A 21107-nucleotide genomic window follows, 5' to 3' on the forward strand; every position below is an offset into this window, starting at 1 on the left:
GGTCAATGACACTTGAAATAATCGAACGGTTCGCGGCAGGATTTGCAACGCCAAAGCGCCTTGCAGGAGGTCGAGCCGAATTCGGACAGCAGCTCAGTCTCCCTCGAATTGCATTGGGGGCACGTGACAGCCTGCTCGCCGAACAGCGCGCGGCGCGAGCTTGAGGCCTGCGGCGGTGCGATGCCATAGGCGTGCAGCTTCCGGCGCCCCTCGTCGCTCATCCAGTCGGTGGTCCAGGCCGGCGACAGCACGGTACGCACTTTTGGCTCGCGGAAGCCTGCGCGCTCCAGTGCGACCTCGATTTCGACCGCGATCATGTTCATGGCCGGGCAGCCGGAATAGGTCGGCGTGATCGCGACCTCGACGTGGTCGCCGTCGAGAACGACATCGCGGAGCACACCGAGATCGGCGATCGTCAACACCGGGATTTCCGGGTCGACGACGCCTGCAGCAGCGTCCCAGGCGCGCTGACGCAACTCGCTATCGTGCTCCAGCACCGTCACCATGTTTGCCCCGGGAAAGTGCGCTGCATCGACTGCAGCTCGGACAAGAGATGACCAAGATGCTCGCTGTGACGGCCCGAACGGCCACCCTGCTGCATCCAATCACCCTGCGGCAAGTGAAGCGTTGCTTCACCAACGACTTCGGACAGCGTCGTCATCCAGCGGCCGCGCAAGGTGCCGGGATCGACCGCGATACCGGCATGGATCAGTGCACGTTCGCCTTCATCGGCGGCAAACATCTCGCCCGTGAAGGCCCAGAGGTGATCGATCGCGGCCTGCGCCCGTTGACGGCTCTCGTCCGTGCCGTCGCCAAGCCGGATGATCCATTCCGAGGCATGGCGCAGATGATAAGCGCTCTCCTTCTCCGACTTCGCGGCGATCGCCGCGAGCGTCGCGTCGCGCGAGGTCATCATTGCGCGCCAGTAGAGATCAGCGAAAGCCGAATAGAAGAATTGCCGCACCAGAGTCTGGGCGAAGTCACCATTGGGTTGCTCGACCAGCAGCAGGTTGCGATACTGCCTGACGTCGCGCAGGTAAGCGAGCTTGTCCTCGTCGTTGCCCTTGCCTTCGGCCTTGGCGGCGTAGGTGTAAAGCTCGCGCGCCTGTCCGATGAGATCGAGCGCGATGTTGGAGAGCGCCATGTCCTCTTCCATCATCGGCGCGTGCCCGCACCATTCCGACAGCCGGTGTCCGAGGACCAGTGCATCGTCGGCGCGACGCAGGGCATAGAGCACGAGGGGCGTTTCGGAGACCTGGATGTTGGCGGCGGGCATCACATGTGCCCCACTTCTTCCGGCACCTCATAAAACGTCGGGTGCCGGTAGATCTTCGATTCCGCTGGCTCGAACATCATGCCCTTCTCGGCGGGATCGCTTGCGGTGATCGCGGTCGACGGCACCACCCAGATCGACAGGCCCTCTCCGCGGCGGGTGTAGATGTCGCGCGCGGCTTGCAGCGCCATGGTGGCGTCGCTCGCATGCAGTGAGCCGACATGCTTGTGCGCGAGCCCGTTGCGGCTGCGAATGAAAACTTCCCAGAGCGGCGTGTTCGGCGTGGCCATCTTTGATCCCCCTATTCCGCAGCTTGGGCGGTCTGACGCTGCGCGCGCTTCGCGGCATAGGCGGCAGCGGCTTCACGCACCCAGGCGCCCTCATCGTGCGACTTGCGACGCGCGGCCATGCGGTCGCGGTTGCAGGGGCCGTTGCCGGCGAGCACCTGCTTGAACTCGGTCCAATCGATATCGCTGTAGCGCCAATGGCCTTCCTTATCCCGGGTCATCCCAGGATCGGGGATGGCGAGGCCGAGATATTGCGCCTGCGGCACGGTGGCATCGACGAATTTCTGGCGCAGCTCGTCATTGGAGAAGCGCTTGATCTTCCACTTCGTCGAGGTGTCGCTGTGCTGGCTGGTGGCATCGGGCGGGCCGAACATCATCAGCACCGGCCACCACCAGCGGTCCAGCGCATCCTGCGCCATCGCCTTCTGCTCGTCCGAGCCACGACATAGTGTCAGCATGATCTCGTAGCCTTGGCGCTGGTGGAACGACTCTTCTTTGCACACGCGGATCATCGCGCGCGCATAGGGGCCGTAGGAGCAGCGACACAGGGGAATCTGGTTCATGATCGCGGCGCCGTCGACCAGCCAGCCGATGGTGCCGATGTCGGCCCAGGTCAGCGTCGGATAGTTGAAGATCGAGGAATATTTGGCTTTGCCGGCGAGCATGGCGTCGACCAGCTCTTCGCGCGAGGTGCCGAGCGTCTCGGCCGCGGCATAGAGATAGAGCCCATGGCCGCACTCGTCCTGCACCTTGGCAAGCAGCGCGGCCTTGCGACGCAAGCTCGGCGCGCGCGTGATCCAGTTGCCTTCGGGCAGCATGCCGACGATTTCGGAATGAGCGTGCTGCGAAATCTGGCGGGTGAGCGTCTTGCGATAAGCCGCCGGCATCCAGTCGTTCGGCTCGATCCGCTCTTCAGCGTCGATGCGGGCCTGGAACTGCGCAGCTCTGCCTGCGTCCTCGAGACCGCGATCGTCGGCCTCCGCCGTATTCAGCGCCTGGGTGTACATGCGCATCCTCCCGTTTTATTGGGAGGCAATATATAACATAAATTACGCTACGCAAGATATTTCTGTAACATATTGATCAGACGTCAAACCTCCGTTCGAGGAGCTTTCGCGCCGGCGGCAGCGGCCCCTTCTCATTGGTTCCATGGCCATCAAGCCATTGTTCTGAGGGGGCAAGCAGCGCGCGGTAGATCTCGCCGCAAACGTCTCGCGCCGCCCTGCCCGGCCAATCCGCCGGCAGCAGGCTTTCGGGCAGCAGCGGATCGCGCAGCACGACGCGACGGTAGTAGTGGATCAGCAGGATACGGGCGGTGAAGGCGTCGGCCTCGGACAGATCCGTGCCACGCGCGAGTGCAGCGCGCAGCGGTTCGAACGTTTTCATGAACTTCAGATAGGCGTCCGCAGTGCGCTCCAGCGGCCAGCTCGCACTGAGCAGGCGACGCCCGCTGTCGTCCTCCGCCGAAACTTCAAGGCGGATGGCACCTGCAGCTTCTTCCGGCACGGGCACGCCTGATGGTGCGACCCAAACACCCGGCAGCGGGCTGCCGAAACCGGCATTGCGCAAGGCTTCGCGCGAGGCGTCGCGATCCTCGCCGTTGCCGATCAGCAGCAGCTCGAAGCGGCCGGTCCAGTCCGACGGTGGCGGATCGTAGATGTGGCGCGTCGCGGCCTCGAACGTTTCTCGGCCCTTCTCGGCAAGACGATAAAAGCTGTTGCGGCCGACCTTTTCGCGCGTCAGCCAGCCATCGGCGGCGAGGCGCGACATCGCGGTGCGGACAACGCCGGCATCGATGTCCAGGCTTTCGAAGAACGCCAGCAGCGTGCCGAGCCACACCGAGCCGCCGCGCGGCACGATGGCATCGCCGAACATGGTGATGACGATGGAGCCCGTGCGTGACGGCTCACGCTTGAGTTGGTCGATGATGCGGGAGAGCGGATGCGCCATGCGCGAGGCATAGCGCGTTTGGTGCGGGTACGACAATGGACGGGAGCGACGCTCTTGCTCTTCCCGTGCTTACGGGGGAGGCGAGGAAGCGCGCTACCTATGCGGATCGGGATAGGCGAGACTGCGCCAGCCGCTGCGATCGAACGGCCGCCACTGGCCTTCCTTCTGCGCGAGGCGATCGGCCACCGCATAGACGACGGCGGGATGATGACCCATGCCGCAATGGCTGCTCTCGACCTCGATGCTCTCGGTCTGCGCGCCCGTCTTCTCCATGCAGCCCTGCCAGGCGCAGACGCCGTCGGTGCGGCTGAAGATAGCGGTGGTCGGCACCGGCGGCGGCACGGCGAGCTCGCCGCCGAACTCCGGATCGACCTCGTCGGATCTCCGCCCGCTCGCCCATTCATAGACGCGCCAGGCATTGGTCGAGCGTGGATCGCCGGCAAAGGGGCTGCCGAGCGTGATCACCTGACGCACGCGCGCGGGCATCATCTTGGCAAGCTGGCGCGCATAGAGGCCGCCAAGGCTCCAGCCGACCAGGCTGATCTTGCGGCCGTGTTTGTCGCTGAGCTCCTCGACCAGATCGACCATCGCGTGCTGCACGCCTTCGCGCAAGCCGTAATTGCGGCCCTGGCGCCAGCCGCTCACAGCGTAACCCTTGCTGCTCAGAAAGGTGCGCAGCGCGCGCGTGGACTCGTCGGAGGCGACAAGGCCCGGCAACACCAGTACCGGATGCCCGTCGCCGCGCGGCGCGAAGCTCAGCAGCGGCAGCGCGCCGAGGAATGCGCCGAACTCGTGGATCGCGCGGCCTTCCAAGAACATCAGAGTACGGGACGGCGGACGCAGCGTCTGGGTAGCAGCGGTCATCAATGGATCCCTTGGGCAAGAATTCCTGAAGAGCCCGCCGGCTGCGACGCCGGCAATGGGCATGAATTCCAATACGCCGGCTTCTTGAACGTTCCGCAGCGCAACATGAATCAGCTAGGCTGCCGGTTCCCGACATTCAAGCCGGTGCAGCACTGCGCCACAATAGGCCCGCGCGTTAATGCTAACGGGCGTGACGCAAAAGTCACAGCAATCGGAGCAGGAATTCGACGGAGTAGAGCGCAAGACCAGCGAGCCCGCCGATCAGCGAGCCATTGAAGCGGATGTATTGCAGATCGCGCCCGATGTTGATTTCGATCAGCGAAATCAGCTGCGCCATGTCCCACGCCTTGACCTGGTCGGAGATGAAGGTCGAGACGCCGCTCTTCTGATCGGCAACGAAGCTCCGCAGCACCGTCACCAGACCCCTGTTGATCTCGCCACGCAGCTCGGCATCGCCGGCGAGCGCATCGCCCGCCGAAACGAACATCCCGGCGAGATGATGCTGGAGCACCTGCGTCTCGCCGGATGCACTGCGCTCGATGAAGGAGCGCGTGTTGGACCAGACGGTGCGAGCGAGATCGGCAAGCTCGGGACGCGCCAGCAGATCGCGCTTCAATCCGTCGATGCGGTCGATATAGGCCTGGTCGGTGCCGAGCCGGTCGACGAAGCTCAGCACCATGTGGTCGAACTCGCCGCGGAACGGATGCCTGGGATCGCTGCGCACTTCATTGAAGAAGGCGGTCGCCGACGACACGATCTTGGTCACGAGAAACTTGTCGGCGCGGTACAGCTTGAGCAGGGTGGGCAACTCCGCGCGCACCTTCTCGCGGATCATCGCCATCGTCTCTTTCTGGTTCAGCGTCTCGTGCATCACGCGCAGGAGATCGTCGAACAGGATCTGGTGCCGCCCCTCCGCCACGAAGCCGCGCAGCGTGCCGGCGGCAAGCGGCGCGAGGTCGATCGCCTGAATCTGCGAGGACATGCGGCGGACGATGAAGGTCATCAGGCCGGAGCTCTCGGTCGCGGATACCGCCTCCGGCAGCAGGCGCAAGGCGAAACGCGCAAGGTCGTCGCTGCGCTTGCGGTCACGCAGCCAGTCGGCGACGAAGGAGCCAAAGTCGATTTCGTTCAGTTTGGCTTCGACCGGGCCAGCCTCGAGAAAATGGACCTGGATGAACTCGCCGAGCTTGTCGGCGATGCGGGCCTGGTTGCTCTGGATAATCGCGGTGTGCGGGATCGGCAGGCCGAGCGGTCGCTTGAAGAGTGCGACGACGGCATACCAGTCGGCGAGCCCGCCAATCGTTGCGGCCTCCGCGAAGGCGGCGATGAAGCCGAACACGGGGTGAACGGGCAACAGCCATTTCGCGACGACGAACAGCAGAAGCGTCGAGGCCAACACCAGCGCAGCCAACGCCTTGACGCGGCGCAGCTCGCTCGCGCGTTCGGCATCGCCGGGAGTATCGAAGGAAAAGGTAGCGGGTGGAGTCATCACTGCGTCACCCTACTCGTCATTGCGAGCGAAGCGAAGCAATCCAGAGTCTTTCCACTGGATCGCTTCGCCCGCAATGACGGCAGCCAATGACGGCAACGCAAAAACAAAAGGCCCGCCGAAGCGGGCCTCAAATTTCAGTTTGTGCTCAGGGCGCCAGATCAGGCGGTCTTGTGGTAGACCTTGGCAAAGTTGTCCTGAGCGGACTTCGCACCGTTGGCTGCAAGCTTGCCGAGATAGTCGGTCGTCGCCTTGGCGCGCGAGACGAACGCTTCGCCGCGGGCGCGGAGCAGGCTCGACTGGATCTCGACGGCTTCGCTGAACGACTTGGCGGACGCGAGCTTGTCGATGCCCGAGAAGAACGCCTCGGCATCCTCATAGATCGCCTGCTGGATGTTGCGGCTGATCTTGCCGGCCTCAGCGACGGATTCGGTCACCGCGTTCTCGACGGCGGCGGTCACGCGCTCTGAGCCAGCGAAGGCCTCGGCAGCACGGTCCTTGGCGGTGTTGGCGGTCTTCTTGACGAACTCGCGGGCCGCCTCGGGAACTTCCAGGTTCTGGATGTTCTTGAACGCGTCCTTGAAGCCTTCGAAAGCGGTGTTGGTTTCGGTGGTCATTGGGGTCTCCATCCTCATTGGGCTGAGCTATGGGCTCACCCCGTCCGGTTGTGGCCCGGGGCACGGCTTATATGGCATAGTTAATTGTGCGATGCAACATTCGTATTGCACTGCAATATCACGAAACCGTGAACAGCCTCAGGGGAAGGCATTCTGGTGCCTCCCTAGCCAGCCGGGTTCCCCGACGGGGACTGATGCTGGACGGCCCCCGACAGCCCGTAGGCTTCCATCTGGGCCTGGACCTGCGCGATGTTGTGGCCAAGCACGACGATGTCGTGGGTCTTGCCGCCGACATCCCGGACATGGTCGCGCAGCAGCGCCTCGGCCTTGAAGCCGAGGCTCTCGAACAGCGCGATCGCCGCCTGCTGGTCGACGGTCATCTGGACCGAGAGCTTTTCCAGCCCAGCTCCGAGCGCGAGCGCGAAGGTTTCCTGCGACAGTGCCTTCCCCACCCCCTTGCCGCGCACGTCCTGCGACACCACCATGCGGATCTCGCCGACATGGGGCGACCAGGAATGCGGATCGCGCACCAGCGTGCCGCAACCGACGACCCTGCCCTCCTTCACCGCGAGCAGGCTCTGAATGGCACCCCGCTCGATCTCCTTGACCCAGGCGGACAGCACCTTCGGCTCGCTGATGTTGCGCGGCAGGAACAGCAAATCATGGGTCGGCAAGTCCTTGCCGAAGACGAGCACAGCGGCTTCGTCTGCAGGCGACATCAGGCGAATCTCGATATCGCCGGCATCCGTCTTGACGTAACGCGGATAGGAACGCTGCTCACTCATGTCGATCTTGTCCCCAGCCAGGAATCCAGTTTCGGCCACAGCCGCTTCACCGCGTTCGCGCCGGCGACGAGAGAGACATGACCGCCTTTCAGCATCACCTCTTCCTTGTCGTCAGATCCGATCTTGGCGATCAGATGCTTTGCGGCCTCATACGGCACGATGTGATCGTGCTCGGCGACCGCGTGCAGCATCGGCACCTTGATGTTCTCGAGCTTCGCCGCGCGGCCACCCACCGACATGGTATCGTTGAACAGCTTGTTGTCCCACATCAGGTCCTTGGTGATGGTGCGGAAATATTCGCCCGCCAGCGGCAGCGTGTCGGTCGCCCAGCGGTCGAACATCCGGTACGACTTCACGAATTCGTCGTTCCAGATGTTTTCCCAGAGCTGGATCTGGCTCACGGTGCGCGAAGCCGGGCGCAGCATCTCGAACGACGACAGGATCATCTCCGGCGGCACGTTGCCGACACTGTCGACGAGACGATCGACGTCGAAATAGCGGCGGTCGGAGAAATTCGAGAACAGCTTCATCTCGCGGAAGTCGATCGGCGTGGTGAAGCAGATCAGATTCTTCATCGGCCCGTCCGGGAAGATCGAGCCATAGAGCAGTGACAGTACGCCGCCAAAACAATAGCCGATGACGGAGATGTCCTGCTCGCCGGAATCGGCTTGCACACGGCGGACGCAATCCGGGATGAAGTCGAGGACGTAGTCCTCCATTCGCAGGCTCTTCTCCTCCGGCCGCGGCGCGCTCCAGTCGAGCATGTAGACGTCGTAGCCACGCTTGAGCAGGAACTCGATGAAGCTCTGGCCGGGCACGAGATCGAGGATGTAGCCGCGATTGGTGGTCGCCATCACGACCAGCACCGGCACGCGGTAGATCTCGTCCGACATCGGCCGATAGTGGTAGAGGCTCATCGTGCCGCGCGAATGCAGCACGTCTTTGGGCGTCGATCCGAGCGTGGGACCCGAGGTCGAGAAATATTCGACGCCCTTGATGCTGCGCTGGATCGCGCGCTGCACTTCGGACTGGATGCGCTCCGGGATCGCTGCGAGATCAAGTCCCGTCGGCGCGTTCATTTTTGCTCTCCGCCTTCGGAGGGCGGACGCTTTGTACGCGGCGGCCGCGGCGCGGCATCGATCGGCGATCCACCTGAATTAGCCGACATCTGGCTCAGCATCGACCTGATCTCGCCGATCTGGCCTTCGATGGCCTGCAGCCGTTCGGCGATGCCGGTCATCTGCTCGCGGCTCGGCAGGTTCATGGAGAGCAGGTACTTCTCCATGAGATCGCCGAACTGCTTCTGAGCACCCGCAGCAGCACCGCCCGCGCGATTCATGGCCTGCGAGAATTCTGGCGTCTCCATCGCCTTGGTGGCGAAGGAGTTGAACCCCTTCTCCATGTCGCCGACCATCTTCTGCCACAAGGCGACTGGATCGGTGATCTTGTCGGTCATCAGCGTCCTCCCAATGTGGAGGGCTTGAGCCCCTCTTTTCCCGCCATACCACACCGTTGCGGGGGGCCGGTCAACCTGCATGCGGCGGATGCCGCGCACCCGGCTTCTTTGCCGCAGGAAACCATGCGATACAGCATTCATCAAAAGCCAAGGGAACACGCCTGTGCACGCCCATCAGCCGCCCCAGACCCTCCGCGCCAACGGCATCGACATCTGCTACGAGATTTTCGGCAACGACAATGCTGAGCCGCTGCTGCTGATCATGGGGCTCGGCGCGCAGATGATCCATTGGGACGATGGATTCTGCGAGCAGCTCGCCGCGCGCGGCTTTCGCGTGATCCGGTTCGACAATCGCGACATCGGCAAGTCGAGCCATCTCGCCGGCGGCAAGCGGCTGACACCGCTCGAGCTGCTGAAGCTCCGCTTCCTCAGGATTCCGGTGGCTGCAACCTACAAGCTGATCGACATGGCCAGGGACACGGTCGGCCTGATGGACGCGCTCGGCATCAAGTCGGCGCATCTGGTCGGGGCGTCAATGGGCGGCATGATTGCGCAGGAAGTAACCCTGTCGTTTCCCCAGCGCGTGCGCTCGCTGACCTCGATCATGTCGACAACAGGCAATCCGCGCCTGCCGCCGCCGAGCCGCGAGGCAACGGCGGTACTGATGGCGCCGCCGCCGCGCAGCAAGGAAGAGTACATCGCGCGATTCTGCCAGAACTGGACCGTGCTGCGCGCCGGCTCGTTCCCCGAGGAAGAGGCGCTTGATCCCGGTCGTGCCGAACGCACGTTCGCGCGCGGTCTCAATCCCGCCGGCGTCGGCCGGCAGCTTCGCGCCGTGCTCGCCTCCGGCAGCCGCAAGGAGCGGCTGCATGGCGTCAAGACGCCGACACTCGTGATTCACGGCACGGTCGATCCGCTGGTCCATCCCGAGGGCGGCAGGGACACGGCGGCGTCAATTCCGGGTGCAAAGCTGCTGATGATCGAGGGCATGGGCCATGCCCTGCCGTCACGGTTCTGGCCCGAGATCGTCGATGCCATCGACAAGCACGCGCACGGCGCGGCGGCGAAAGCGGCGTAGACCGACGCCCTCGGTCTCCTTGCGGTGACCATGTGAGCTGCCGGTTACTCTCTTAACGAGTGCCGGTACGAAAGCTATACAGGCCTCCCCCAATCGCAAGACAGGGGCTGCGGCCTCTCGGAGTTCACATGCATCTCATCGTCCGGTCGGCCGCAATGGTCGCCGCTTCAATTCTCATGCTGTCCTTCGCCTGCGGCGCCGCGATGGCCGGCAGCGCACAAGAGGAAGCCAATCGTAAAGCGGTGCTGGCCTTCTACGAGAAAGGTCTCAACCAGAAGGACGTCGATGCGGCCCTCGCCTATGTCGGCGACCGCTACACCCAACACAATCCGAACGCTGCCGATGGTCCGGAGGGCTTTCGGAAGTTCATCGGCTTCCTGCGAGAAAAGTTCCCGAACTCGCACAGCGAGATCAAGCGTTCTTTCGTCGATGGCGACTACGTCATTCTCCACGTTCACGCCGTTCGCGAACCCGGTACCAAAGGCAACGCGATCGTCGACATCTTCAAGCTCGAAAACGGCAAGATCGTCGAGCACTGGGACGTCGTTCAGCCGATCCCGGAGAATCCGGCGAACAACAACACGATGTTTTAACTGTTCTTCGCGATCCAGATCACGTGGCGCGCGCCCCCGCCTCTGCCGGTGGCGCGCACATTGACCTCGTTGACGTCGAAGCCGGCGCTGCCGAGACGCTTGCTGAAAGCGGGGTTGGGTCCCGACGACCAGACGGCGAGCACGCCGCCCGGCCGCAACGCCGCCTTCGCCGACTTCAGCCCGCCAGCGCTGTAAAGCGCGTCGTTGCCCTTTCGGGTCAGCCCTTCCGGCCCGTTGTCGACATCGAGAAGAATGGCGTCGAAAGCCGAGCTCTTCGCCCGGATGATTTCGCCGACGTCGATCTCCCGGATGCTCACCCTGGCATCATCGAGACTGTCGCCAAAGACCTGTGACATCGGGCCTCGCGCCCAGGCGACGACGGCCGGCACAAGCTCGGAGACCACGATCTTTGCCTTACCTCCGAGCACGGTGAGCGCCGCACGCAGCGTAAAGCCCATGCCGAGACCGCCAATGAGAATGACGGGCCTGGCAACCATCTCGATCTGCTTCGCCGCAAGCGTTGCGAGAGCGGCTTCCGAGCCCGACAGGCGGTTGTTCATCAGCTCGTTGGTGCCGAGCTTGATGGAGAACTCCTTGCCGCGTCGCATCAGGCGGAGCTCCTCGTCGGACCCGGGGATTTTGGCCGTATCGATCTTTTCCCAGGGAATCATGCCTGACGTTTAGCACGATTGGGCTGGCGGTCACCCTCCAGCCCAGACGTCCAGCACATAGCGGTTCTTCGCGCCCATCTCCTCAATCCAGCGCGCACTGGCAGCCGCATCGCTGCTGCTGTTCTCGCGATGGAGCGCGACCAGCGCCGCCTTCACGTCGGGCTCCATCTTGCTGCCGTCGCCGCAGACATAGATGATTGCACCCTGCTCGATCAGCGGCCAGACCTTGTCCTTATGTGCGGCGAGTACGTGCTGCACATAGGTCTTCGGTCCCTCCGCACGCGAGAACGCGGTGAACAGTTCGGTGATGCCACGGCCCGACAGCGCCTTCAGTTCGTTAGCGTAGAGAAAATCCTGCTCGGGATGGCGGCAGCCGAAGAACAGCATCGCCGGGCCGAGCGCGGCGCCCTTGGCCTTGCGCGCGGCGCGCTCTTGAAGGAAGCCGCGGAACGGCGCCAGTCCGGTACCCGGACCGATCATGATGATCGGCACGGATGGATCATCCGGCAGCCGGAAGCCGGCCTTGGTCTCGCGCACGGTGGCGTAGACCGTGTCGCCTGCGCGGCGGTTGGCGAGATAGTTCGAGCAAATGCCCTTGTAGGTCCCGCGCCCAGAGGCGGCCGGCCCTTCGACCACGCCGACCGTGACGCTACAGCGCGTTGGATCGACCGACGGCGAGGACGAGATCGAGTAGTAGCGCGGCGCCAGCAGCGAGAGCATCTCCAGATAGACGTGGAACGGCAATTCGCAGGCCGGATGTTCGAGCAGCAGGTCGAACACCGATTTGCGCCTGGCCAAAATCTCGCGGCGGTAGCGTCCGAGCGGTTCGGGTTCCTCGCCGACGAAGGAAAGCAGCTTCGGCTTGGTCACCGGGCAGCGGGTGTGCTCGGCCATGATCTGGATCTGCTTCCGCGTCGCGACCTGCTGCAACTCGACGAACTCGCTGAGCAGGCGGCCGACCGATACGGCATCACCGACCGGCAACTGCGCGCGACGGCCCTCAGTGACCTGAAGCCTGATCTGGTCGGCCGGCAGGAACCCAAACCGGCGGGCCACCGAATCCACCAGCGTCGGATCGTTGCGCGGAACGACGCTCAAATGGTCGCCGACGCGGAAGGTGACGTTGGACGGAAGCTGGACCTCGATATGACGCGTCGAGCGCTCGGACGGATTGGCGCCGGACTTGTTCTGGAGCTCGTCATTGACCAGCACCTTCATCGCCACAGCGCCGCCCTGGGCGACGATGGTGTTGACGGCGGTTACCGCCACCGGCTCGATCGCGTAGAGCGGATCGTCCTCCGCGGTGCGGGTGAAATTCCAGTCGATGCCGAATTCCTTGGTCGCAACCTGGGCGGCGGCCGGAAACCACTTCTGGAACTGGCCGTCGAGATCGCTGCGTGCATCGCCCTCGCCGCGCGCATACACCGCGCGTGCGCCGTGCTTCGACAATTGCTCGTCGATGAAGCGGGGCACCGATTGATAGGTCGCGGCCCAGTCGCTGTTGCCGCAGCCGAACACGGCGTACCGCACATTGGCAAAGGCGTCCTTGGGCATATCGTCGCCGAGCCATTTGACGAACTGTGTCGCGTTGTCGGGCGGCGCGCCGTTGTAGGAGGCGCATATGATCAGCACGCCGCCCTCTTGCGGCAGCTTGCCCACGTAGTCGTCGAGCGGCCCGAGATGCACGGCAAAGCCGTTGATCTCCGCGAGATCGGCCATGCGCGTTGCAAGCTCCTCGGCGGTGCCGAGGTTGGAGCCGTAGAGCACCAGCATCGGCGTGTTGTGGCCGAGCCGCGCCGTGGGCTGACGCGGTGCCTTCGGTGCCGAAGCCGCCGCGGCGACGGGACCGCCATAAGCACCGCGCTCGCGATCCGCACGCGGCCGCACCCTGATCTTGAAGCCCTCCGGCTTCATCGTCAGCGTTTCCTTCAAGTGCATCTGGTAACGCTGATGGTCGATCAGCCTGAAGCGCTGGAGGACCATGCCGAGCGCAAGCGCGGCCTCGTGCATGGCGAAGCCGCGGCCGATACACGCGCGCTGGCCGTTGCCGAAGGGCTTCCAGGCATTGACCGGACGTTTTGCTTCCGCCTCGCGGCTGAAATTCTCAGGGTCGAAATTGTCGGGGTTCGGACCCCACACACTGGGGTCGCGATGCAGCGCGGTCACCAGAATCGTGGTGAATGTGCCCTTCCTGAGCTTGTACTTGCCGCCGCCGATGGTCTCGTCGTTCAGAGGCGAGATGCCATAGGCAGGCGCCGGCGGCCACAGCCGCAGCGCCTCTTTCAGGATCTGCGTGATGTAGGTGAGCTGCGTCACCTGCTGGTAGGTGGGCTTGGCATTGACGTCGGAGCCGAAGACGTGGTCGACCTCGTCATAGGCCTTCTTGAGGATGTCCGGATGCTTCAGCAACGCATAGAGCGTGTAGGATAACAAGCCGCTGGTGGTCTCGTGGCCTGCGATCAGGAACGTATTGATCTGGTAGCGGATGTTGACGTCGTCGAGCTGCTCGCCGGTCGAGCGATCGACACCGGTCATCATCGCGGCCAGCATATCCTTCTTGTCGTCGAGGGCGTCAGCGCTCTTGCGGCGCTCGGCGATGATTTCATCGACCATCTTGTTCATGAAGTCGACGTCCTCGCCCAGCGTCTTCCGCCGCTTCTGCATCCAGAGCTGCTCGAACGGCAGGCCGCGCGTCATCATGATGGTTTCGAGTGAGCGCACCAGCGACTCGACGAAGGGATGGTAATCGCGCCGGTAGAACGAGTTGAACCGGTACTCGAAACCACACAGGCCAATCGTGTCGAGCGTCAACGCGGTCATGTCGTGGACGACGTCGATTTCGTCGTCGGCGTTCAGACGCTCCCATTTGTGGACGAGCTGCTCGGCGATATCCACCATGCTCGGGTGGTAGGACTGCATGGCGCGGTTGCCGAACGGCTGCAGCAGAATGTTGTGCGCCTTGCTCCAGTTCGGCTCCTTGGTATCCGCGGTGAACAGACCGTCGCCGCCGACCGCGCGCACGCGCCGCAACGCTCCGCGCACCGCCTTGTCGAAGCGCTTCTCGTCGGAAAGTTCGTCAACGAGATCGTGGCCGGAGACGACGACGATCGGCGACCCCATCATGTCGAGCCAGAAGATCGGGCCGAGTTCCTTGGCGAGCCGCGTCAGGTTCTGCACGGGGGCTGCCGAATCCAGCGACAGCATGTTGCCGACGACCGGCTTGGTCGGCGGTTGCGGAATCGGATCCAGACGGTTCTTCGATGACATTGCTACGCTTCCCCCCGCTCGCAATGACGAGCTAGCCAAACCGCCTTCTACGCCATTCGATCAGCTTGGCGCTGACCTCTTCCGGCTTCTCCTGCTGCGTCCAATGGCCGCTGTCCTTCACCAGATGCTTCTCGAGATCTGCCACCAGGTTCTCCATGCCGTCGGCTGCCGACGGCGGCAGCACCGCGTCGTTCTCGGCCATGATCATCAGCGACGGCACGCTGATGTGGTGATCGAGCCCCTCCGACCGCTCCCAATTGCGGGTGAAATTGCGATACCAGTTGATGCCGCCGGTGAAGCCGGTCTTCGTGAACGTGTCGACGAACACCTTCTTCTCGTCGGCCGACAGGATAGGTGTGCGCGGATCGACCTTGGCGTCATAGGCCGCAATCATCTGCGGGAAGGCCAGGTTTGTCTTCGACGATGCGCCGACGCCCGCAATCGGCGGCTCTTGCGGTTTCGCCGCCGGCCGAGCCAACGGTTTCCGCATGAAGGCGTCGAACGTCTGCTCGACGCGGCTGCCGAAAATCCTGTCGGGCTCGTGCGCGGGGTCCTGGAACTGGACGATGTACATATCGTCCCCGAAGCGCTTGCGGAACAGCGCGATCGGATCCATCGGCGCGCGGTCCCAATGCGGTGTGTTGACACCGACAACGCCGGCGACGCGCGCGGGGTGCCGCAACGGCATTTGCCAGACGACGAAGCCACCCCAGTCGTGGCCGACGAAGATCGCCTTCTCGATGTCGAGATGATCGAGCAGCCCGACGAGATCGCCGGTCAAATGCTCCATGTCGTAGGCCTCGACCGGCTCGGGCCGATCGGTCGCGCCATAGCCGCGCTGATCCGGCGCAATCACGCGGATGCCGGCCTCGCTCAGCGCCTCGATCTGGTGGCGCCAGGAGAAGGCTAGTTCGGGCCAGCCATGGCACAGCACCACTGGCGGCTTATCGGCGACGGGGCCCGCCTCGTAATAACCCATGCGGATTCCGTTCGTCTGCGCGAACTTGAGCGGCGGCATTTCGATCATTGCAAAAATCCTGACAGACTTCCTATTCGGCCGCGCCCTTGATGTCGGCCGCGGGTGGCGTATAGGCCGCTTCGAGCGCGGCAAACTCCTCCGGCAGCATGTCGCACATCACCTGCACGTGCGGAATGATGTTGGCGCCGACGATGAAACCGAAATCGAGTTGGTCGCGGTAGCTCTGCACGGTGATGTTGAGCGCCTGCCCATGCGTCGAGATCGATACCGGGAAGATGTGCAGCAGCTCGGCACCTGCGGCATAGAGCGTCTGCCGCGGCCCCGGCACGTTGGACACGGTAATGTTCGCCGCCGGCGGCAGCACGTCCGACAGGTCCGAGCGGCTGTAGAGCAGTGCCATGATCTGGACGATGATCGGTGCGCCCAGCATCGAGATGTTGGAGACCTGCGGCATCAAGGCCCGCAACGGATGGGACATCTCCTTGGACTTGGTCGACTGCGCGATGATGGCCTCGAGCCGCGCCTTGGGATCATCGATGTTGGTCGCGATCGAGCAGATCATGCCGAACACCTGGTTGTTGGCCTCAGTGTTGCCCTCCTCACGGAGCGAGATCGGCACGGCGGCGGTCAGCGATTTCGCCGGCAATGTGCCGTGTTGCTGGAGATAGCGGCGAACCACGCCGGAGGCGAGCGCCAGCACCACGTCGTTGAGCTTGCCGCCGGCCTGCTTGGCCAGCGCCTTGGATCGCGACAACGAGATCGATACGCCGGCAAAGCTGCGCTCCGACGAAATCGACTTGTTGAGCATGGTCGGGGGCGACACCATGCTGGCGAGGCTCTCGCGCGACTTCGGATCGGAAATCTTGCCGAGCACGTCGGAGACGCTCTTGACCATGGTCGGGATATTGCCGGCGAAGCGCACCGCGCTCTCGATCTGGTACATCGCGTTGTCGAACAGGATCGAACCGATGTCGCTCTTGCCGGTGCGCGGCAGTTGCAGGTTCTTCGCGGCCGCCGAGGCATCGAGCGGCTGAGTGAAGAGCTGCTGATAGGAATCGAGCAGGTTCGCCGCGATATCGCGCGGCGCCTGTCCCGGCCTCGATCCGCCCGTCGGCGGCTCGACCTTTCGCGGGATCGGCGAGATGTCGTAGATCATGCTGGTCAGGGCCGCACCGGCACCGCCATCGATGGCGGCGTGGTGCATCTTGGAATAGAGCCCGACCTCGTTGTCCTTCATGCCCTCGAACACATAGAACTCCCAGAGCGGGCGAGCACGGTTCAGGAGCTTGGCATGCATCCATCCGACGATGCGCTCGAGCGTGGCGCGATCGTGCGGTGCCGGCAGGCTGGCACGGAAGATGTGACGGTCGATGTCGAATTGGTCGTCCTCGACCCAGGTCGGATGATCGATGTCGAGCGGCGCCTTCTCCAGGCGCGCCTTGAGGATCGGCGCGATGTGCAACCGCGAGACGATCATCGCCTTGAAGTCTTCGAAGAAGTCGCCCTTGTAATCGTCAGGCAAGCGAAAGATTGCCATGCTGCCGACATGCATCGGCATTTCCGGCGTTTCCAGATAAAGAAACGACGCATCCAGCGACGACAGTTTCTTACCGTCAGCCATAGTTCCCTCCGCCCATATTCGACGGGCGCCTTTGCCGGCGCTTCTCGTCAGGTCGATACTGCCCGCTCCGGCGGGGCATATGCAATGGCAAACGGACCAGCGTGGTCAAATGGCCAGAACTCCCCCTCCGGTTGGGCCAGGCGATCCGCCACGGCCCACAACGCAGCCGGGTTTACCCCGAGCCCGATATGGCTCGCGAAATGCACCTCGATATTCTCAGCCCGGTCCGAGGGATGGAGCAGGCAAGTCCGCCAATTCACGACGCCGTCTGTGCGCGAATAGATCGACGTCGCCGGCACCGGAAGATCGCCGGCGATCGCTGCACGCGCTTCCGCGAAATCCTCGACCCGCTCGCCGGACAACGCCTCATACAGAGCCGTCGCGTTGGTGGCCCGCACATCATTGGCAAACGGGCTGCCGAGCGTGATGACCGAGCGGATCATGTCGGGCGCCTGGAGCGCGAGATCCCTGGCATAGACGCCGCCGAGGCTCCATCCGACCAGACTGACCTTGCGTCCGCTTGGAGCGTGGATTTCGCTGAGGCGAGTGTGCAGGGCTTCCCGCATCCGCGCCAGTCCGCCGAGATTGCGGCCCATGCGCCAGGCATGCGCCTCATAGCCGAGTTCGCCGAGATAGCGCCGCATCGGCGCCATCGAGAGATCACTGGCGAGAAAGCCTGGAAGCGTCAGCACCGGATGACCGTCGCCCCTGGGCGCGCGCATCAGCAGCGGCGACAGCAGGACGCTGGCATTGAATTCGAACAGGCTGCGCACCTCCGCGAGCAGCAGGCCAAAGCCCGGCGGGCGAAGCCGGCCCGAGCCTTGCGCCCCGTCGCGCACGGTCGGCATTTATTTCTTCTTGTCGCCGCTGCGCGGGCTGCCCAGGCCGGCCATGGTCACGAACATGTCCTGAAACCGTTCCGCGATCTTGGGATCGAAGGTGAACCAGCTCTGGATCAGCGATTCCGGCGAGACCTTGTCGATGTTGCTCAGCACCTGCTGCTGCAGCTTGTCCATCACCGCCATCTGCATCGGCGACACGTCAGGCAACCCGAAGAACTGGCGGGCCTCGAGGGGGGTGCAGTCGATTTCAATATTAACTTTCATGTCCCCTCCGGATGAGATTCGAGCGGCGTCACACAGTATCGCCGCGACATGGTGTGCGACGCAAGCGACCTGAGACGCGGGGCCGGACACCGGCTTCCGCAATCGGCGGATGTGGTCAATCAAATTGTCGGCGCGAATGGGCGCCGGCGGGCCGTTTCCGCCCGCATTCTCGGGATCAGGCTGGCCGAAAGTCCAATGTCGCCCTCGCGCCTCCCGCCCCTAAATTGTTGGTCAGCATTGCTGCATAGCGGTGCAACTTGGCGCGTTCCTTGCTGGAATGGCGCTTGCACGGGTCGAGAACTCTGGGCAACATGGATCGATCAACCCCGCCGAACAATCAAAAATCACGGTGCGGGCGAGTGGAGAGGGTCAAGAATGTCAGTCGGACGAAGTCTGTTTGCGGCGACGCTCGCCGGTGCGCTTGCGTTGGCGGTCTCGCCGGCGTCGAGCCAGACGCTGCGCTACGCCAACCAGGGTGAGCTGAAGTCGCTCGATCCCTACACGCTGAACGAGTCGACCACGAGTGCGCATCTCGGCCACGTCTATGAGGGCCTTGTCGCCCGCGGCAAGGACCTGAAGATCATCCCGGCGCTCGCGGAAAGCTGGGAGACGCCGGAGCCGACCCGCTGGCGCTTTCACCTGCGCAAGGGCGTGAAATTCCACAACGGCGACCCCTTCACCGCTGACGACGTTGTGTTCTCGGCCGAGCGTGTGCGAGCGAAAGGCTCGAATTTCCAGAGCCGCGTTCCCGCCGATGCCAAGGCCGTCAAGATCGACGATTACACCGTCGATTTCGTCCTGACCTCGCCCAATCCCATCCTGACGGCGCTGTGGGCGACTTGGTACATCATGGACAAAAAATGGGCAGAGGCGAACGATGCGGTGGCACCGACGCCCGCAGCCGCGACGACCCCGAGCTATGCCTCGCTGCATGAAAACGGCACCGGCCCCTTCATCATCGAGAGCCATCAGCCGGGCGTGAAGACTGTCTTCAAGGTCAACCCGGGCTGGTGGCGCAAGCCGGAACATAATCTGAAGGAGATCATCTTCACGCCGATTGCAAACCCGGCCACGCGTGTCGCGGCGCTGTTGTCGGGCGAGGTCGACGTGATCGAACCGGTTCCGGTCCAGGATATCGAGCGCGTCAAAGCGAGCCCCAACGCCACTGTGCTGACGGGACCTGAGCTCCGCACCATCTTCGTTGGCATGGATCAGGCGCGCGACGAGCTCCTGTATTCCAACATCAAGGGCAAGAACCCTTTCAAGGACGTTCGCGTCCGCGAAGCCGTCTACCGGGCGATCGACGTCGACCTGATCAAGAATCGCGTCATGCGTGGACTGTCCACGCCGTCCGCGTTGATGGTCGCGCCGGAGATCTTTTTCTCGAAAGATTTCACCCGGCCGAAGTTTGATCCCGACGCCTCTAAGAAGCTCCTCGCCGACGCCGGCTATGCCGACGGTTTCGAGGTGACGATGGACTGCCCGAACGATCGCTACGTCAACGACGCCGCGATCTGCCAGGCGATCGTCGGCATGCTCGCGCGCATCAACATCAAGGTAGACCTGCTGGCGCAGCCGAAGGCCCAGTATTTCGCCAAGGTGCTGAAGCCCGGCGGCTACAAAACCTCGCTGTTCATGCTGGGCTGGACCCCGGATACGCTCGACTCCCAGAACGTGCTGCACGACATCATGGGCTGCCGGGATGATCCCAAGGATCCCAACCGCGGCGAAGCCAATCTCGCCGGTTATTGCAACAAGCAGTTCGACGAGCTCGCCGACAAGGTTCTGGTGGAATCCGATACGACCAAGCGCGATCAGCTGATCGGGCAGGCTTTCGAGGTCTCGATGAAGGACTGGGCCTATGTCCCGCTGCACCAGCAGGCGCTCGCCTGGGGCGTGTCGAAGAAGGTGAAGCTGACCCAGCGTGCGGACAACATGGTCATGCTCTACTGGGCGACCAAGCAGGACGAGTAGGTGTCGACAAGTTGTGAAGTCCCGGAAGCCAATACCTCCAAGACTTGGCTTCCGGGACTTGCCGTTTCGGGCGAACGCAATGATGCGTGCTGCTGAAGAGATGTGAAAGGAACAGATGCTCGCTTTCACACTGCGCCGAGCCATCCAGGCCATCGGTGTCATGATCGCCGTCGGAATCATCTCGTTCTCGATGTTCCGCTTCGCCGGCGATCCCGTGAACCAGATGGTCGGAATGGATACGTCGGGCGCCGAACGCGCCGCGATCCGCAAATCGCTTGGCCTCGACGATCCCGTGATCGTGCAATTCGGCCGCTATGTCGGCAACGCTGCGCAGTTCAAGTTCGGCGTGTCCTACCAGTTCCGGCTACCGGTCAGCAATCTGCTGATGGAGCGCATGCCCGCAACGTTGGAGCTCGCGATCTGCGCCACCATCTTCGCAATGATCAGCGGCATCCTGATGGGGGTCTATTCGGCGCTGCGCCGTGATAGCTGGCTCTCGCACATATTCCAGGCCGTCTCGCTGATCGGCATCTCGCTGCCGACCTTCCTGATCGGCATCCTCATGATCTACCTGTTCTCGGTGACGCTGGGCTGGCTGCCCTCGTTCGGGCGGGGCGATGTCGTGCATATCGGCTGGTGGACGACGGGGCTCCTGACGCTGTCAGGCTTGAAAGCGCTGATCATGCCCTCGATCACCCTCGGCCTGTTCCAGATGACGCTGATCATGCGGCTGGTCCGTGCGGAGATGCTCGAAGTCCTGCGGACCGACTACATCCGATTCGCCCGCGCCCGCGGGCTCAGCACGCGGGCGATTCATTTCGGCCACGCACTGCGCAACACGCTGGTTCCCGTGATCACCGTGGCGGGCCTGCAATTTGGCTCGGTCATTGCTTTCGCAATCATCACCGAGACCGTATTCCAGTGGCCGGGCATGGGCCTCTTGTTCGTGCAGGCCGTTCAGAACGTCGATATCCCGATCATGGCGGCCTATCTGATGATGGTGTCCCTGATCTTCGTCACTATCAATCTCGTGGTTGATATCCTCTACACCATCGTCGATCCGCGGCTGCGCTCGACGGTCAGCCGGGCGCACTGAC

At 63.3% G+C, this 21107-nt stretch carries 21 protein-coding genes; 4 read left to right on the forward strand and 17 right to left on the reverse strand.

Annotated elements, in window-relative coordinates; all coding sequences use genetic code 11:
- Positions 1–2: 2 nt before the first annotated feature.
- The 11 genes from paaD to K3F49_RS13680 form a co-directional block, all read right to left on the reverse strand.
- Positions 3–506, reverse strand: coding sequence for a 1,2-phenylacetyl-CoA epoxidase subunit PaaD (gene paaD, locus K3F49_RS13630; protein ID WP_234681464.1), 504 nt, complete (start codon positions 504–506; stop codon positions 3–5).
- The gene (gene paaC / locus K3F49_RS13635) at positions 500–1276 is read right to left on the reverse strand and encodes a 1,2-phenylacetyl-CoA epoxidase subunit PaaC (RefSeq protein WP_234681465.1); all 777 of its coding nucleotides are present in this window, start codon (positions 1274–1276) and stop codon (positions 500–502) included. Before paaC ends, paaD begins: the two co-directional genes overlap by 7 nt.
- Complete coding sequence (gene paaB, locus K3F49_RS13640) at positions 1276–1563, reverse strand: 1,2-phenylacetyl-CoA epoxidase subunit PaaB (RefSeq protein ID WP_008136594.1); 288 nt, start codon at positions 1561–1563, stop codon at positions 1276–1278. The genes paaC and paaB overlap by 1 nt, the downstream gene beginning before the upstream one ends.
- Before the next feature lie 11 nt (positions 1564–1574).
- On the reverse strand, positions 1575–2567 hold the full coding sequence (gene paaA, locus K3F49_RS13645; protein ID WP_234681466.1) for a 1,2-phenylacetyl-CoA epoxidase subunit PaaA: 993 nt from the start codon (positions 2565–2567) through the stop codon (positions 1575–1577).
- A 76-nt stretch (positions 2568–2643) separates the two neighbouring features.
- Positions 2644–3510 carry a phenylacetic acid degradation operon negative regulatory protein PaaX gene (gene paaX / locus K3F49_RS13650; protein WP_234681979.1) on the reverse strand — a complete coding sequence of 289 codons (867 nt, stop codon included), beginning with the start codon at positions 3508–3510 and terminating at the stop codon, positions 2644–2646.
- Between the two features lie 93 nt (positions 3511–3603).
- Positions 3604–4374 carry an esterase/lipase family protein gene (locus K3F49_RS13655; protein ID WP_234681467.1) on the reverse strand — a complete coding sequence of 257 codons (771 nt, stop codon included), beginning with the start codon at positions 4372–4374 and terminating at the stop codon, positions 3604–3606.
- Positions 4375–4576: 202 nt separating this feature from the next.
- Complete coding sequence (locus tag K3F49_RS13660; RefSeq protein WP_234681468.1) at positions 4577–5863, reverse strand: DUF445 domain-containing protein; 1287 nt, start codon at positions 5861–5863, stop codon at positions 4577–4579.
- Positions 5864–6024: 161 nt separating this feature from the next.
- On the reverse strand, positions 6025–6480 hold the full coding sequence (locus K3F49_RS13665) for a phasin (RefSeq protein ID WP_234681469.1): 456 nt from the start codon (positions 6478–6480) through the stop codon (positions 6025–6027).
- Between the two features lie 164 nt (positions 6481–6644).
- Positions 6645–7265 carry a GNAT family N-acetyltransferase gene (locus K3F49_RS13670; protein ID WP_234681470.1) on the reverse strand — a complete coding sequence of 207 codons (621 nt, stop codon included), beginning with the start codon at positions 7263–7265 and terminating at the stop codon, positions 6645–6647.
- On the reverse strand, positions 7262–8344 hold the full coding sequence (locus K3F49_RS13675) for an alpha/beta fold hydrolase (RefSeq protein ID WP_234681471.1): 1083 nt from the start codon (positions 8342–8344) through the stop codon (positions 7262–7264). The genes K3F49_RS13670 and K3F49_RS13675 overlap by 4 nt, the downstream gene beginning before the upstream one ends.
- A complete protein-coding gene (locus tag K3F49_RS13680; RefSeq protein ID WP_234681472.1) occupies positions 8341–8721 on the reverse strand; it encodes a hypothetical protein in 381 nt (126 codons plus the stop codon). The genes K3F49_RS13675 and K3F49_RS13680 overlap by 4 nt, the downstream gene beginning before the upstream one ends.
- Positions 8722–8884: 163 nt before the next feature.
- Between K3F49_RS13680 and K3F49_RS13685 the strand changes: the two genes are divergently transcribed.
- Together K3F49_RS13685 and K3F49_RS13690 are read left to right on the forward strand one after the other, a co-directional pair.
- Positions 8885–9799: an alpha/beta fold hydrolase gene (locus K3F49_RS13685; RefSeq protein WP_234681473.1), complete on the forward strand. Its 915-nt coding sequence runs from the start codon at positions 8885–8887 to the stop codon at positions 9797–9799.
- A 128-nt stretch (positions 9800–9927) separates the two neighbouring features.
- Complete coding sequence (locus K3F49_RS13690; protein WP_234681474.1) at positions 9928–10392, forward strand: nuclear transport factor 2 family protein; 465 nt, start codon at positions 9928–9930, stop codon at positions 10390–10392.
- On the opposite strand, the gene K3F49_RS13695 is transcribed toward K3F49_RS13690, so the two are convergent.
- The 6 genes from K3F49_RS13695 to K3F49_RS13720 are packed head-to-tail and all read right to left on the reverse strand — an operon-like array spanning position 10389 to position 18036.
- A complete protein-coding gene (locus K3F49_RS13695) occupies positions 10389–11063 on the reverse strand; it encodes a spermidine synthase (protein WP_234681475.1) in 675 nt (224 codons plus the stop codon). The genes K3F49_RS13690 and K3F49_RS13695 overlap by 4 nt on opposite strands.
- 30 nt (positions 11064–11093) lie before the next feature.
- Positions 11094–14330 carry a bifunctional cytochrome P450/NADPH--P450 reductase gene (locus K3F49_RS13700; protein WP_234681476.1) on the reverse strand — a complete coding sequence of 1079 codons (3237 nt, stop codon included), beginning with the start codon at positions 14328–14330 and terminating at the stop codon, positions 11094–11096.
- 31 nt (positions 14331–14361) lie between these two features.
- Positions 14362–15357 (reverse strand): alpha/beta fold hydrolase, encoded by a 996-nt coding sequence (locus K3F49_RS13705; RefSeq protein ID WP_234681477.1) that lies wholly within the window; start codon positions 15355–15357, stop codon positions 14362–14364.
- A gap of 22 nt (positions 15358–15379) precedes the next feature.
- A complete protein-coding gene (locus K3F49_RS13710) occupies positions 15380–16930 on the reverse strand; it encodes a WS/DGAT/MGAT family O-acyltransferase (RefSeq protein WP_234681478.1) in 1551 nt (516 codons plus the stop codon).
- Positions 16931–16977: 47 nt separating this feature from the next.
- Positions 16978–17778 carry an esterase/lipase family protein gene (locus K3F49_RS13715; RefSeq protein WP_234681479.1) on the reverse strand — a complete coding sequence of 267 codons (801 nt, stop codon included), beginning with the start codon at positions 17776–17778 and terminating at the stop codon, positions 16978–16980.
- The gene (locus K3F49_RS13720) at positions 17779–18036 is read right to left on the reverse strand and encodes a DUF6489 family protein (RefSeq protein WP_234681480.1); all 258 of its coding nucleotides are present in this window, start codon (positions 18034–18036) and stop codon (positions 17779–17781) included.
- A gap of 375 nt (positions 18037–18411) precedes the next feature.
- On the opposite strand from K3F49_RS13720, the gene K3F49_RS13725 reads away from it, so the two are divergent.
- Positions 18412–20010 carry an ABC transporter substrate-binding protein gene (locus K3F49_RS13725; protein ID WP_234681481.1) on the forward strand — a complete coding sequence of 533 codons (1599 nt, stop codon included), beginning with the start codon at positions 18412–18414 and terminating at the stop codon, positions 20008–20010.
- A gap of 115 nt (positions 20011–20125) precedes the next feature.
- Positions 20126–21106 (forward strand): ABC transporter permease, encoded by a 981-nt coding sequence (locus tag K3F49_RS13730; RefSeq protein WP_234681482.1) that lies wholly within the window; start codon positions 20126–20128, stop codon positions 21104–21106.
- Position 21107: the final 1 nt, after the last annotated feature.

The organism is Bradyrhizobium monzae (assembly GCF_021458635.1).
Classification (GTDB): Bacteria; Pseudomonadota; Alphaproteobacteria; order Rhizobiales; family Xanthobacteraceae; genus Bradyrhizobium.

Bases quoted from the DNA above. Each gene is read 5' to 3' on its own strand.
- K3F49_RS13660 (WP_234681468.1), bottom strand. From the start codon at position 5,863: ATGACTCCACCCGCTACCTTTTCCTTCGATACTCCCGGCGATGCCGAA.
- K3F49_RS13725 (WP_234681481.1), top strand. From the start codon at position 18,412: ATGTCAGTCGGACGAAGTCTGTTTGCGGCGACGCTCGCCGGTGCGCTT.
- K3F49_RS13715 (WP_234681479.1), bottom strand. From the start codon at position 17,778: ATGCCGACCGTGCGCGACGGGGCGCAAGGCTCGGGCCGGCTTCGCCCG.
- paaC (WP_234681465.1), bottom strand. From the start codon at position 1,276: ATGCCCGCCGCCAACATCCAGGTCTCCGAAACGCCCCTCGTGCTCTAT.
- K3F49_RS13730 (WP_234681482.1), top strand. From the start codon at position 20,126: ATGCTCGCTTTCACACTGCGCCGAGCCATCCAGGCCATCGGTGTCATG.
- K3F49_RS13675 (WP_234681471.1), bottom strand. From the start codon at position 8,344: ATGAACGCGCCGACGGGACTTGATCTCGCAGCGATCCCGGAGCGCATC.
- K3F49_RS13705 (WP_234681477.1), bottom strand. From the start codon at position 15,357: ATGATCGAAATGCCGCCGCTCAAGTTCGCGCAGACGAACGGAATCCGC.
- paaX (WP_234681979.1), bottom strand. From the start codon at position 3,510: ATGGCGCATCCGCTCTCCCGCATCATCGACCAACTCAAGCGTGAGCCG.
- paaD (WP_234681464.1), bottom strand. From the start codon at position 506: ATGGTGACGGTGCTGGAGCACGATAGCGAGTTGCGTCAGCGCGCCTGG.
- K3F49_RS13680 (WP_234681472.1), bottom strand. From the start codon at position 8,721: ATGACCGACAAGATCACCGATCCAGTCGCCTTGTGGCAGAAGATGGTC.
- K3F49_RS13720 (WP_234681480.1), bottom strand. From the start codon at position 18,036: ATGAAAGTTAATATTGAAATCGACTGCACCCCCCTCGAGGCCCGCCAG.
- K3F49_RS13655 (WP_234681467.1), bottom strand. From the start codon at position 4,374: ATGACCGCTGCTACCCAGACGCTGCGTCCGCCGTCCCGTACTCTGATG.
- paaB (WP_008136594.1), bottom strand. From the start codon at position 1,563: ATGGCCACGCCGAACACGCCGCTCTGGGAAGTTTTCATTCGCAGCCGC.
- K3F49_RS13690 (WP_234681474.1), top strand. From the start codon at position 9,928: ATGCATCTCATCGTCCGGTCGGCCGCAATGGTCGCCGCTTCAATTCTC.
- K3F49_RS13710 (WP_234681478.1), bottom strand. From the start codon at position 16,930: ATGGCTGACGGTAAGAAACTGTCGTCGCTGGATGCGTCGTTTCTTTAT.
- K3F49_RS13665 (WP_234681469.1), bottom strand. From the start codon at position 6,480: ATGACCACCGAAACCAACACCGCTTTCGAAGGCTTCAAGGACGCGTTC.
- K3F49_RS13700 (WP_234681476.1), bottom strand. From the start codon at position 14,330: ATGTCATCGAAGAACCGTCTGGATCCGATTCCGCAACCGCCGACCAAG.
- paaA (WP_234681466.1), bottom strand. From the start codon at position 2,567: ATGTACACCCAGGCGCTGAATACGGCGGAGGCCGACGATCGCGGTCTC.
- K3F49_RS13695 (WP_234681475.1), bottom strand. From the start codon at position 11,063: ATGATTCCCTGGGAAAAGATCGATACGGCCAAAATCCCCGGGTCCGAC.
- K3F49_RS13670 (WP_234681470.1), bottom strand. From the start codon at position 7,265: ATGAGTGAGCAGCGTTCCTATCCGCGTTACGTCAAGACGGATGCCGGC.